Source organism: Tautonia rosea, assembly GCF_012958305.1.
Lineage (GTDB): Bacteria > Planctomycetota > Planctomycetia > Isosphaerales > Isosphaeraceae > Tautonia > Tautonia rosea.
The window spans coordinates 20,754-34,207 of record NZ_JABBYO010000010.1; the positions used below are offsets into that span (position 1 = coordinate 20,754).

Below are 13,454 nucleotides of genomic sequence, written 5' to 3' on the forward strand. Positions count from 1 at the left end.
CGAACCAGGACGAGGGGCAGCTTACGGGGTCGCGTCGCCTGCAACGCGGTCGAAGATCAGGCCCGGATCGTTCGGCGGAGCGCCGATCGGCCGGAAGGTAAAGCGGTCGGGCCCCCCGGAGATGGCCTGGCCGATGAGGTCGCCTTGCTCCTCGCTGCGGAGGATCAAGGTGTCTCCGTCGATTCCGTAGGGGCCGGTCAGAGTGGTGGCTTCGCCCTCCTTCGGCGTCACGACCCAGGAGAAATTCCCTTCCTCGTCGATGGTCAGCTCGAAGCGAACCTGATCGTTCGGCTCGGCCCGCCATTGGCCGACGAGGTCAGTGGCGGGGGCGTCGGCGTCGGCGTCGGCCTCGGCATTGGCCTCGGCATTGGCCTCGGCCTCGGCATTGGCTGGGGCGGCCGGGGCGGGAGCGGGTTCGGCGACCGGCGCGGGGGCTGCGGCCTGGGCGTCGGCCGGGGCGGGGGTGCTGCTCGCGGGAGGCTCGGCAGGGCCGGTCAGGGCTTCGAGCATCCGAGAGGCGACCACGTCTTCCGGCTGCTGGGTGGTGACGACCTCAAGGGCCCGGACTGCCGAGTCGTCGTGGCCGAGAATCAGGTAGTGATAGGCCAGGACGAAGTGCGAGGCCGGGTCGTTGGGGTTCTGTCGGCAATAGGACTCAAGGTTGCGAAGCTGATCGGTGTAGTACGTCGTGTTCTTGTAAAGGCTGCTCATGGTGGTCCAGTCCCAGCCGGGAGCGACCGCGAGCAGGGCGTTCAGCACGGCAGCGGCGTTGCGGTAGTCGCCCAGGGCAAAGAGGCAGAGGGCGCGGAACTCGTGCATGATCGGGTCGCCGGGCGTCAGCCGGAGAGCCTCTTCAATCTGAGAGAGCGCCCGGCCGTTGTCGTTGTTGGCGAAGGCGGCGCGGGCCTGGTCAAAGAGCTGATAGGCCTGCTGCTGTTCGGGCGTCAGTTGCGGTTCGGCCGGGGCGGCGTCGGCGTTGGCGGGGGCCTGGCCGGGATCAGCCGTCAGGTAGGTTTGCACGACGATCGGCTGGGAGTAGTCGTAGACCGGAACGGTGGCGACCGGCGCGACATAGTACGGGTTCAGATACGAAGCGCTGTAGTAGCCGGAGGTCCACGACGACAGGCTGTTCAAGGCCCAAATGCTGGTGCCGAAGGCCAGGGGGATCGACCAGGCATTGGCCCACGAGTTGTTCCAGCAGCCGTGATACCAGCCGTGGTAGACCGGCGGGACATAGCGGTTGTACCAGGCCCCGGCCCACTGGTTCGCGCCCCATCCCCATCCGGGTCTTCCCCAGCCGCCGCCGCTCCATCCCCAACCGGGGCTTCCCCAACCACCGCCGCCTCCCCATCCCCATCCGGGACGGTTGACGTTGATGTTTGTGTTATTCCAGTTGATGTTGTTTTGATTGAGCCAGTTTTGGTTGTTATTGATGATGTTGTTGATGTTTCCCGAACCAATATTCGGTCGGTTGCCTCCCCCGATGATCGGTCGATCGCCGCCGCCGAAGATGGGGCGATCGCCACCGCCGATGTATTCGGGCAAGGTCGTAATGCCGCCACCGGGCCGTCCCGGTCGGTTTCCCCCGATGATGGGTCGATCGCCACCGCCGGGCCGTCCCGGCAGGGTGGTAGGCCGATCGAAGCCGGGCCGTCCGGGAAGCGTGGTGGGTCGATCGCCACCGCCGGGCCGTCCCGGCAAGGTGGGTCGATCGCCGCCGCCGGGTCGTCCCGGCAGGGTGGTGGGTCGATCGCCGCCGCCGGGTCGTCCCGGCAGGGTGGTGGGTCGATCGCCGCCACCAGGGCGTCCGGGAAGCGTGGTGGGTCGATCGCCACCGCCAGGGCGTCCGGGAAGCGTGGTGGGTCGATCGCCACCGCCTGGCCGTCCCGGCAAGGTGGGTCGATCGCCGCCGCCGGGTCGTCCCGGCAGGGTGGTGGGCCGATCGCCGCCGCCAGGGCGTCCGGGCAGGCCGGGAGTAGGTCGGGTGGTGCCGATGCCTGAGCCGGGGCGGTTACCTCCGGGGCGACTGGGGAGGGTGGTGGGCCGATCGCCACCGCCAGGTCGACCAGGGAGGGTGGTAATGCCGCCTCCGGGACGACTGGGGAGGGTGGTGGGGCGATCGCCTCCAGAGATGTTGGGGAGCGAGGGACGGGTGGCGCCCCCGACGCCAGGTCGATCGCCGCCGCCCAGACCGGGAATCGACGGCCGAGTGCTGCCGCCAGGACGACCCGGAAGCGTCGTCGGAGGGGTGAATCCCCCGCCTCCGGGGCGATTCCCTGGGCTGGGGCGATTCCCACCCCCTGCGAGGTTCGGCAGCGAGGGACGGGTCGTCGCTCCCCCGGCGCCGGGAGAGGTCGGACGGTTCAGGTTCGGCAACGAAGGTCGGGTGGCACCGCCGCCCGCGCCTGGGGCTGAGGGCCGCGACAAGTTCGGGGCCGAGGGTCGCGACAGGTTCGGGGTGGAGGGGCGGGTGGAACCGATCCCCCCGCTCGGCCGGTTCAGGTTCGGCGTGGACGGTCGGTTCTGAATCGAGCCGGGCCGTGTTGTGGGCAGGTTTGGTCGCGTTGTGGGCAGATTTGGTCGCGCGCTGGGCGTGCTCGGGCGGGTGGTCGGACGCGCTGCGGAGAAGTTGGGACGTGCGCCGCCGGCAGCACCCATTGAGGGGCGCGCACCGCCCCCGGGACGCGAAGCGCCCAACGAGGGGCGGGCGCCTCCGGTGGGGCGGCCGGCGCCCATTGAGGGCCGCGCACCGCCCCCTGGGCGACCGGCCCCGATGGAAGGGCGTCCGCCTCCGCCGCCGCGACGCTGGGCAAAGGCCAGAGAATCGGGCCAGAAGGCCATGAGCGTGGCGAGGATCGCGATGGCCACGGCCGGGAACCGTCGGGGAGTGGTGGTCATGGGTGCGTCGTCCGAATTATCGAGGGGCCGTGGGAGAGATCACGTCGTCCGCCTGAGTGCTGAGTTGAGGAGTCGAGCAGCAATCCGTTGATGAAATCGGTGTTGATGGAAATCGGTCTCGAAGGTCAGCCTCCCCGGCTGTCCGGTCACGCTCGGAACAGCCGGAGCGGCAAAGGCTTCGTCTGGAATCGGAACCGGTAAACCAAACCGGTTCCGATTCGCATTCCGCCATGTCTTATTCCTTGGGGGCGGGAGGTTGTCGCACGATGGTCACCTCAACATCCGGTTGCACGACCCCGGCAATCACGCGGTCGAGCGAGCTCCAGAGGAAGCGGTTCTCATCGATGGGAGTTAGGTAAAAGGTTGCCGATCCGGTGACACCTTCGGGCAAGACGATCTCGCTCTTGACGACCCAGGCTGAGCCGTCGGTCGACCATCGCCCTTCGGAAAATCCGCCGTCGCTGTCGAAGTTCCACGAGCGGATGACCCCCTGTGCGGCGTCCCAGCCGATCCGCTGATTGGTCTTGATGAGGTTTTCGCCGTCTTGCTCGATCGTGTAGCCGCCGACGAGGAAGTTGCCGTCGTCGGACCAGGCGAACGAGACCGAGACGTTCTGATCGGCTCCTTCGCTGACCCAGTCGCCGACGAGCCAGGAGATCGGTTCGAGAAAGTCGCGAGCGGTCGGCAAGGGCTCCTCGGCGGTTTGCCTCATGCTGGCGATCTTCCAGCCGTCGCCCGTCTTGATGAGCACGGCAAGGTAGCGGTTGCGGGCGCTGGCCTGGTCGGAGGTGGTGGTGATGGTCACGCCGTCCTCGATGGCGAGCGACGGGCCGACGAGGCGAAATTCCTCGACCTCCCGGGCAAGCTTCGCCTCGGGGAACTGCTCAAAGAAGCGGCCGAGGATCTCGGTAATCGCGTCCTGACCTCGGTAGAGGTTGCCGGCCTCGTCCACCAGCTCGGCTTCTGCGGCAAACAGAGCGGCCAGGGCCTTGGCGTCTGCCTGGTTGAAGGCCGCGTCGAACTGTTCCGCGAGCTTCTTCGGAGCGTCGCCATCGGTCTCCTGGGGAGCCCCGAGCGGTGCAAGGATCAGGCCCACCAAAGCCATCGTCGCGACGTGGGTCATCATGGTTGCCTCGTGAAGCAAGATGCAAAGAAAAGAGAAACCAAGGGGGCTCGGCGGCGGCCTGGGAACGGCCGATCGAAGGGTTTGGACACGCGCCCCCGGTCCAACTCGCACTCCTTTGAATCTAAGCCACGAAGGTTCGGGTCGGAAAGAAGGGATTCCCGCAATTTTGCCGAGACCCGATCGAGCGGCCTGTCAGGCAACCCGAGTCGGAGTCTTCAAGGAGTGGGAATCGCAGGTCGCGTGCCACCGCGTTTCCTGAGCGCGACCGAATCGCCTTCGCGTTCTCCCTGGCCAGTGGCAACGCTCCCGGCTCGGCGCAGAGTCGGACCCCTTGCCGTCGCGCGTCTCGAACACGTGGTGAGACATTCGATTACGCGACACAAAGCTTGATTTCAACAGAGATTTCGATCGCCGAGCCGGCCTTGCAGCCTCTCCGAGACCGCAATTACACAACCCTTGTGATCATCGCCGGGACCATCCCCGAGGACGAGGCGATTCGCCTTGGCCTCGCGTCTCAACACATTCGGCACACCAATCCGAGGGAGCCAGAAACCTCACGTCTACCACCGTACAACGCGGGAGAGGGGCCAGAAACCTCCCCTCTCCCGCGTGAGCAAAGGACCGGCCCCGACACTGACCCGGCAAGCCGTTTGGGGGCAAACCGGGGCCGACGGCTGCCGGGATCGGTGATCGGATCGATCGCACGATCAGGCCACGTCGGGCCGGAGGGCGAGGGTCATCTGACCGCTCGCTCCCATCGTCCGCATCTGGGGACGAAGGGTCATGTCGACCACTCCCGATCCCTGTGCGCCGGCCAGCGCGCCGGTGGCGTCAACCACCTCGTACCGAAGCCGAGCGGTGGACGCATCGGGGTCGGCAAGGCCCGGGACTCGGCTGGCCTCCAGGGTCATGGTTCCGCGTCGGGTCGTGATCGTGTAGGTCAGGGTTTCCGCAGCAGACGAGGCATTGGCCACGTAGTCAGCGTTGATCCGGGCCGGGCCGAGCCCGCGCACCTGGCCGATCCCCTGCAGCCGGAACGACCCGCTGGAGCCGTCCGGGGCGATCTCGAGGCGGTAATTGCCCCGCATCGTGCTCGACAGGTCAAGGTTCTCCAGGTTGATCGCCGGACCTGCGGTCGGTCGCGCCGTGGGAGTGGCGAACGGCCGCGCCGTGGGGGCCGCAAAGGGCCGGGCAATCGGCCCGCTCTCGCCCGCGGCAATCGGCCGGGCGAACTGAGGAGCGACCGGGCGGGCCGTATTGCCGACTGCCGGCCGTCCTTGCTGGGTCCACACTTGCCCGCTCTGCGCGGCGGGGTTGTTGGTGCCGGTCACGGTCTGCGGCGGGACCTCGGTGGTGGTCACCATGCCACTCTGCGCGGCCGGATCATTGGTGCCGGTGACGACCTCCGGCGGTGCCTCGGTGCTGGTTGTGGTGACCATGCCGCTCTGGGCCGACACATCGGCCACTGGCACCGTCGGCAGCGCCACCGACAGAAAGACCAGGGAATCCAGTCCCTCGACCTTCGGGCTCATCGACTTTGATCGACGCATGGTTCCTCCGTGCGATCGCTCGCCGTCCTCATGGCTCCGGGGCGTTCGGGAATTGCATTTGAGCGTTCACGAGTCGAGGAGGCCCCGGACCTCCGACCCCGCGCTCACCGAATCGACCCCCTTCGCCCTCCGGGCTCGGGAGGCCATCGTCGGGCGGACTCTACCGACGCCCGCCGGTCATGTCAACGTAAGTCTTTTGAGGTAAAGCCTCTCGGTAAATCTCGCTCAAAACTTGAGCGAAAGTTGCGGGCCAATTTGCCCCTCAGGACCGTTATTCGAAAAGAATACGGAACCAAGGGGCCCTGCCATCGCATTCCTTTGACGACGGTCCACACGGCGGCAGAAATAGGGAAAGGTCGTGCCGATGGCGATTGAGCGTCATGCCGGGATCCTTCAATCGTTCCGCACCCTGTTCGGCCCGGGGACTCTGGCCGGGCGATCCGATGAGGAATTGCTCGATCGGGCCTCTCGGCGGGACGACCCGGCGGCGGAACAGGCCTTCGCGGCCCTGATCGAGCGGCACGGGCCGATGGTCCAGCGCGTCTGCCGGTCGCGGCTGATCGACCCGAACGACGCCGATGATGCCTTTCAGCGCGTCTTCTGCCTGCTCGCCCAGCGGTCGCGGACGCTCTGGGTGCGGGACTCGCTGGCCCCCTGGCTGTTTCAGGTGGCCTTGCGCGTCTCGGCCGGGGTCCGGGCCGAGGCCTCTCGCCGTCGCGACGTCGAGCGCCGATACGCCGAGCACGCCCCCCGAATCGCCCCCGCCCGAGAGCCCGACGACCTCGCCCCCCTGCTCCTCGACGAGGTCGGCCGCTTGCCCGAGCGGTACCGATCGGCCATCGTCCTCTGCGATTTGCAGGGCTTGACCCACGAGGAGGCCGCCCGCCGCCTCGGCTGGCCGATCGGCACCGTCAAGAGCCGCCAGGCCCGCGCCCGGGATCGCCTCCGCCGCCGCCTGATCGGCCGCGGCCTGGCCCCGACCGCCCTCGTCGCGATCACCTCCCGCTCGGCCCCCGCCGCCATCCCCCGCGCCCTCGCCGAACGCACCGTCCCCCTCGCCCTCCAATCCGCCGCCTCCTCGATGGGCGTTGCCACCGGGGCGGTTTCCCTCGTCACCGGAGCCCTGACGATGCTGACATCCCACCCGATCGCCACCCTCGCCGGCGGCTTGCTGCTGACCGGCGCCGCCGTTGTTGGTGCGGTTGGCCTGGCGAGGCAGGACGATCAGGCCCCTCAGCAGACGATCCCGGTCGCCGGAACAGTTACCGAGGGGCCGCAACGCTTCAAGGGGATTCCCCGCAAGTCCCCCGAACCCGCGACGGATCGTCCCGAACCGATTGACACGGTGTCTCCTAACCCCGCGACGATCCCCGTCACCGTCTCCGGCCGAACAATGGGCCTTGACGGTAGACCGATCGCCGGGGCGTCGGTCCTCGTCGCGGGGCTCGACCCGACGACGGGGTGGGCCGAGCTGGGACGGGCCGTAACGGATGTGGACGGATCGTACCGCGTCGAACGAGCCAAGGTGCCCGTTGTCTCCGGAGTGAATCGACCGAACCAGGGCCCTCACGAGGGGCCATATGCCGAGGTCCGAGCTGTCGCGACCGGTCCCGACTTCGGCACCTCGTGGTCGCGATCGGTTCGGATCGACGTGAAGGGGGGAAAAGAGGGCGAGTCGATCGTGGCGGACCTCGTCCTGCGCTCCTCGGCCCCGATCCGGGGGACCATCGTCGATGAGCAGGGAGAGCCGAGGAAGGGAGTCGAGGTAAGCGTCCGCGTTCTCGAATTGCTCGAACCCGCCGAGATCGAGGAGAAAGCGATCGCCTATTCCGACCTGATCGAATTACTCCCCACTGACCTGCACCGGGCTACAACCGGGCCGGACGGTCGATTCCGGATCGACGGTCTTCCGGCAAAGGCCCTGCTCCGGCTCACGCTCCTGCTTCCTGGCTTCGAGCGGGCCGAAGGTTGGTTCATGGCGTTAACGCTGCCTGACGCCGAGGACGATGTCGATTCGAGGCTCGACCTCGGCACTCCGACGATGAGCGAGGTGCTGATCGGCGACTTCGTCCTGACTGTCCCGGAGCCGACCCCCGTGCGGGTCCGAGTCGTCGAGGAGGTGTCGGGCGAGCCGGTCTCTGGAGTCCTGGTCTATTCGTTGAAGGAGATGCAGCCTGGTCATCCGATCTCCTCCTCGGGGACAAGCGACGAGGAAGGATTCCTGACGCTCGGCCTCCCGGCCGGCCAAGAGTTTGACCTGATCGCTGAGCCCCCGGTCGACTCGATCTTCCCGCAGCCGGTTTCGGGAGCTGCCGTGCCCGAGGCCCGGCGGATCGTTGTTCCCGCTGATCAGAATGATGACGTGGTCGAGATCCGCCTCAGGATTGGCTGCGAGCTGATCATCGAGACGACCGACGCAGAAACCGGCGAACCCCTGGCCGAGGCGCTCTACTGGCTGGTCCCCGAGGACGACCCGGACGAACCCCGGCCGATCGGCCACTCTCCCTTCACGCCCGGCTTCAACCGGCTGGAGCAATCCGGCGACCGGCTCCGCGTCGTACTCCGATCCGAGCCCGGCCGCACCTTCCGCGCCCGGTTCGCCGGGTTCCCCGGCCAGCGTCCGCCCGCGTTCTCCCCCGAAGCCCGCGAGCTGCCCCCGAGGTTCGAGGTCGATCCCCCCGAGAGCGAGCCGTTTGAGCTGATCGGCGGCGAGACGATCCGGCTCCGGTTCACCATCCGGCCGGTGGCTGAATGAAACCGGATGCCCTGCAACCGTGAGGATTCCGTCCCGGGGTGGCCGGGGTCGAGCGGAGCGAGCCCCCAGTCGAAGGCCGAGGATCCGGGGGCTCGCTCCGCTCGACCCCGGCCACCCCAGAAGGTCGGCCTCCAGGGAAATCGGCCTGAGATGCCTTCGTGTGGAATCGTGACCGAGGCGTGCCGAGGGCTGTGGCTGTAGGTGCGGCCCCGGCGATCTCGGCAGTCCCTTCGAATCGGGATCCATCGCCAGAACGCGGATGCGGGATCAGGACACCGGGTCGCTGCCGGGGGCGTTGTCAGGTCCGGGGGTTTGGATGCCCCGACGACGGCCGCGTTGCTCGGCGTGGAGGGTGACGGCCTTGAGGTAGGTGTCGGCCACGTGGTTCGGCAGGAGGTCGCCGAACTGGGCGAGGAAGGTCCAGGGCTCGCCGACGTGGGAGAACCCCTCGGCCATTTTTGAAGACGGGAGGAGCGGGACCGTGTCGGCGAGGTTGGCGACGCGGTAGGCGTTGGGGACGAGCCGGGCGAAGGACTCGGCGAAGGTGGCGTCGCCGACCCGGGGACCGGCGTAGGTGTAGAGCCGGAGCCAGTCGGACGGGCGATCGACCTTGGCGGCCACGTCGATCGCCGTCAGGGTGGCCAGGGCGGCGCCGAGGCTGTGACCGGTGATGTAGCAGGGTTTCGATGGGTCAAGTTCGGCGGCCACCTCGGCGGGGGTTCGGGAGGGGCCGCCGTCTCCGGCCCAGGTCCGGAGGTTCTGGCCGGCGATGTTGGAGAAGCCGAAGTGGACTCGCCCCAGCGCCTCGCCGGTCACGGGGTGGCGGGCCTCGGTCTGAGAACTTCGGAGATTGCTGAGCCACTCGGCCTGGGTCTGAGTGCCCCGGAAGGCCATGATGTGATCGCGCTCCGACGTGAGCACGAAGCCGAAGAAGACCCGACGGCGGAATTCGCGGCGGACGATGCGAGGGACCGTCTCCCGAAGGGTCCGTCGGACGGGGCGGAGGACCCGCTCCAGGGGGCTTTCCAAAGCCAGGGTCGCGTCGGTCGGCTCGGCCACTTCGAGATAACGCTCCAGGTGTTCTTCCTCGGCCTCGAAGGTGGCGATCTTGGTGTAGCCGGGAAAGAACCGTTGGAAGCCGTCGAGTTCGGAAAGATCCCCGTTGAAGCCCGGCACCTCCAGCGCGGTCCGGTACTGAGAGACGGCCAGCCGGCACGACCGGATCAATCGGGCCGAGGCCTCGCGGTCGTAAGGGACCGGCGGGGGTTCGGGATCGGGTTCGGTCGAGTCGAGCAGACGGCCCAACTCCTCTTGCCAGGCGGCCTCGGAGGCGTAGGCGGCCTCGACCACGTCGGCATATTCGGCCAGCGCGTCTCGTGAGTCCGGATCGCCCTTTGCCTGGCGGTAGCGGTACGACTCGAATCCTCCCGAGATTCCCAGCCCGGCCCCCAGGCCGGCGAGCAGGGCCCGCCGTCGGTTCCACTTGGTCATCCCCGATCCTCCTTCGCCTGCGGCGCGACGCCCGAGGCGTGCGGCCGTTCCGCCCGCCGACGACGGCGCAAGGCCAGGTGGATCTGCCTCGGGTCAATCCGACGGGCGCTCAGGTAGAAATCGTTCGCCGTCCGACCGATGCCGAACGTCAATGCGAATCCGCCCGCCGCCTTTGCCCAGCCGAGCATCAGCGGAACGTACAGGCTGGTCAGATAGACGAGAAAGTAAACGAAGAGCATCGACAGAATCGCGCTCAAGATGCCGAGCACCAGAAAGACCCGAGCCAGCGGCCCCTGTCCTCTGGGAAACCCCCAGCGCTTGCCGATCGACCGCACCATCACCAGGTTGAGCACCACCACGGCCCCAAGCTGCACCTCCTGCAACCAGGGAACCGTCGGCAGCAACGAGACGATGGCCACGATCAGGGCGTAGTCCATGATCGTGTGGTGGACCCGCTCATTCATCCTGAGGGTCGACTCGACCACCTCTCGGATCGATCCCATGCTCGGCGGCCGATTGACCTCCACCGCGTCTCCCCTGACCTGGGGGTCCGACGTTCGAGGGGGCTGATCCTTCACAAAGACACGTGCTCCTGCGTTGATTGGAACGCTCGACGAGCAAGATCCTCAACGGCACGACGAGAGAAGGGTGCAGTGAGTTGGAGTCGGCCCACCCATTGGGTGGTTCTTGCGACTCTATAACGAAATTGAAGGATTTGTGAACCCCGGTTTGGATCGGGCAAGCTGTTCGTAGAGTGTGGCGAAGCGATCGATCATCATGTCCGCACGAAAATGGGAATCGACCCGATCGCGTCCGGCCTGGCCGAGCCGTTGCCGCAGTTCCGGCTCATCGACGATTCGGAGCAAGGCGCGTGCCAGGGCGGTCGCATCGCCGATCGGGACGAGCAGGCCGGTTTCGTCGTCCACCACCACCTCGGTCGTCCCCGGCGCGGCGGTCGCGACGACAGGCTTCCGAAACCGCATGGCCTCAAGCACGACGTTGGGCAACCCTTCGAAGCTGCTCGGCAAGACGAGCGCATCGGCCGCTTGCATCAGTCGGGGGACGTCGTCGCGGTGGCCGAGGAATCGGACGCGACCGGTCGGCCGCAGGTCGAAGGCGTCGGCCACTCCCTCCAATTCCTCCCGAAGTGGCCCGTCTCCGGCAATGAGGGTGATCAGGTTCGGCCGGACATGCTGCAAGATGTCGGCCGCCTTGAGCAGGTCGATCACCCCTTTTTGCGGGTAAAGCCGCCCGGCAAACAGGAGCATCGGCGCCTCGGCGGCGATCCCCAGCTCGGCCTTCAGGGCGGCCGGGTCGACGCTCGGCGGCTCCTCGTCGGCAATCCCCGAGGGGATCATGGCCAGGCGATCGGCGGGAATGCCCACCGTCTCCCGGTAGAAATCGACCACCGCCTGCGAGTTGCCGACGATCCGATCGGTCTGGCGGGCCAGGCGGAGATCGATCCAGAAGTGCGCTCGCGTTTTCCAGAGATCGGCCGCCATCTCGGCCGTGATGACCACCGGCACCCCGGCCCTCTGCGCCGCGATCCGGCCGTAAACGTTGGCGGCGAAGATCCAGGTCTGCACCACGTCGAACCGCCCCGCCTTCATCAGGCGGGTCAGTCGGCTGAGCGCTCCGAGATCAACCTTGTGCCGCTTCTCGATCGCATGGACGGGGATCCCCGCGTTTCGAAGATCAGCTTCCAGCGGGCCAAGCCGGGTCAACGCCGCGACCTCCACATGGAAGCGGTCTCGGGGCAAACCGGCGGCCAGGAGGACCATCTGTTTCTCGGCTCCCGAGCGGTCGAGCGTCGGGATGACCTGTAACACATTCAGCACGGCGAATCCGTCCGAAGTTCAAACTTAAAGGCAAGCAAGGTCGGGAGCAACGACGGGCGATTGTCGCCGCTCGATCCCATCGGCTCAAGGCCGACGCTCGTCGACCAGGGCTCGGAACAGCTCCAGGTGTTGCCGGGCGACGACGGTGACCGAGTACGACCCCTCGACCTTCTTCCGGGCCGATCGGGTCATGTGAAAGGCGCGATCGAACTCGGACCACTGCTCGACGATCACGCGGGCCAGCCCTTCCGGGTCGTCTACCGGGGCGAGGCGGCCGTCCTTGAAGTCGGAAATGAGTTTACGGTTGCCCGGAATCGACGAGGCGACCAGCGGAATCCCCAGCGCCATGGCTTCAAGCAAGGCAACGCTCATCCCTTCCTCTCGCGACGGCAGGACGAACAGGTCGGCCTCTCGAAGGGCGGCGGTCGGGTCGCTCGTCGGGCCGGGCAGGTCGATGACGTCCCCCTGGCCGAGCTTGCCGACCCCTGCCCAGAGCGACGGGCCTTCGGGACCGTCGCCGTAAAGGATCAGATGAGCGTTCGGGAACGTTTTGCGGACGATCGGCCAGGCCTCAATCAACGCCTCCAGCCCCTTCTCCGGGGCCAGGCGGCCGACGTAGGCCGCCGTTGGGGCGCTTCGCCAGTCGTCCCGACGACGCCAGGGAGTCTCGGGCACAGGCACGCCGTTGGGAAGGCGGTGGATGATCGACGGGTTGTAGCCGGCGTCGCGCAACTCGTCCTCGATCGGCTTCGAGATGGCGACGATGGCATCGGCCTGCCTCGTCCGCTCGCCGATCGTCCGACCGAAGTTCCCCCACGATTGCCAGGCCAGATCCCCCGTCGCCCCGGCCCCTTCAGGACGCAGGACAACCGGAAAGCCGAGCCGCCGACCGACCTCAACGGTCACGTAAGCGTCATGCTTGAGCATCGACACATACGCCAGCTCAGGCGGATGCTCCTCCAGCCAACGCTCCAGGTTCTTCATGTAGCGCCAGGTGCCGACGAACCGCAGGCGAGACGTCGCCAGGCGTCGAATGGTGCACGATCCTCGATGCGTTGCCACCTCCTCGACCTCGGGCAAACCCGATCCGGGCGGCAGGCTGGTCAGCACCGTGACCTCATTTCCCTGCTCGGCCAGGGCGGGGGCAAGGTAGCTGAGCACTTTTTCGGCCCCGCCGATCAACGGAGGGAAGCGTCGGGAGATCAGGGCGATGCGCACGGTGGGGGGCTCGGGTCGCGGCCGTCGGAAGTTACTCGCCGGTTCGAGGGGATGCCTCGTGGGCGTTCGGATCGAGCACGGCGATGTAGGGCAGGTGCCGATACTCGTCATCATAGTCGAGCCCGTAGCCGATGACGAACGCATCAGGAATGGCAAACCCAACGTAGTCGGGCTCCAGCGCCACCTCCTGCCGCCCTTCCTTGCGCAGCAACACCGCCGTGCGGACGTCGACCGCCCCGCGCTCAAGAAGCTTCGGCACGAGCGACGCCAGGGTGTGGCCGGTATCGAAGATGTCGTCGAGCAAGAGCACATGACGCCCTTCGACCTCGGGGGCGAAGGCGTCGTTGATCGTTAGCGATCCCCGCTCGGTCACGGCCCCCTTGTAGCTGCTCGCCTGCAAGAGCGCGACCCGAAGCGGAAGCTGCACCTGCCGGATCAGGTCGGCCAGCAAGATCACGCTGCCGGTCAGGATGCCGACGATCGTCAGCGGCTTGCCCTGATAATCGTGTTCAATCTGTCGGCCAAGCTCGGCCACCCGCTCCCGAATGCGGTCCTCACTGATCAGGATCTCCACGCCA

9 protein-coding genes are annotated in these 13,454 nt (G+C 67.3%); 1 reads left to right on the forward strand and 8 read right to left on the reverse strand.

The features are described from left to right. Positions 1-21: 21 nt before the first annotated feature. The 3 genes from HG800_RS17800 to HG800_RS17810 all read right to left on the reverse strand — a co-directional run bounded on the left by HG800_RS17800 (position 22) and on the right by HG800_RS17810 (position 5,574). Positions 22-2,898: a tetratricopeptide repeat protein gene (locus HG800_RS17800; protein ID WP_169978004.1), complete on the reverse strand. Its 2,877-nt coding sequence runs from the start codon at positions 2,896-2,898 to the stop codon at positions 22-24. 235 nt (positions 2,899-3,133) lie between these two features. After that, on the reverse strand, positions 3,134-4,024 hold the full coding sequence (locus HG800_RS17805) for an SgcJ/EcaC family oxidoreductase (protein WP_169978005.1): 891 nt from the start codon (positions 4,022-4,024) through the stop codon (positions 3,134-3,136). A gap of 707 nt (positions 4,025-4,731) precedes the next feature. Further along, entirely contained in the window at positions 4,732-5,574 is an 843-nt protein-coding gene (locus HG800_RS17810) for a hypothetical protein (protein ID WP_169978006.1), read from the reverse strand. 364 nt (positions 5,575-5,938) lie between these two features. Between HG800_RS17810 and HG800_RS17815 the strand changes: the two genes are divergently transcribed. After that, a complete protein-coding gene (locus tag HG800_RS17815) occupies positions 5,939-8,329 on the forward strand; it encodes a sigma-70 family RNA polymerase sigma factor (RefSeq protein WP_169978007.1) in 2,391 nt (796 codons plus the stop codon). A 267-nt stretch (positions 8,330-8,596) separates the two neighbouring features. Here HG800_RS17815 and HG800_RS17820 read toward each other — a convergent pair whose 3' ends face one another. The 5 genes from HG800_RS17820 to hpt all read right to left on the reverse strand — a co-directional run bounded on the left by HG800_RS17820 (position 8,597) and on the right by hpt (position 13,450). Beyond that, entirely contained in the window at positions 8,597-9,820 is a 1,224-nt protein-coding gene (locus HG800_RS17820) for a lipase family protein (RefSeq protein ID WP_169978008.1), read from the reverse strand. Continuing rightward, the gene (locus HG800_RS17825) at positions 9,817-10,398 is read right to left on the reverse strand and encodes a hypothetical protein (RefSeq protein WP_169978009.1); all 582 of its coding nucleotides are present in this window, start codon (positions 10,396-10,398) and stop codon (positions 9,817-9,819) included. The genes HG800_RS17820 and HG800_RS17825 overlap by 4 nt, the downstream gene beginning before the upstream one ends. Positions 10,399-10,515: 117 nt before the next feature. Beyond that, complete coding sequence (locus HG800_RS17830; protein WP_169978010.1) at positions 10,516-11,658, reverse strand: glycosyltransferase; 1,143 nt, start codon at positions 11,656-11,658, stop codon at positions 10,516-10,518. 84 nt (positions 11,659-11,742) lie between these two features. Then, positions 11,743-12,876, reverse strand: a complete 1,134-nt coding sequence (locus HG800_RS17835) for a glycosyltransferase family 4 protein (protein WP_169978011.1) — start codon at positions 12,874-12,876, stop codon at positions 11,743-11,745. Positions 12,877-12,907: 31 nt separating this feature from the next. Continuing rightward, complete coding sequence (hpt, locus tag HG800_RS17840) at positions 12,908-13,450, reverse strand: hypoxanthine phosphoribosyltransferase (RefSeq protein ID WP_169978012.1); 543 nt, start codon at positions 13,448-13,450, stop codon at positions 12,908-12,910. Positions 13,451-13,454 lie beyond the last annotated feature (4 nt).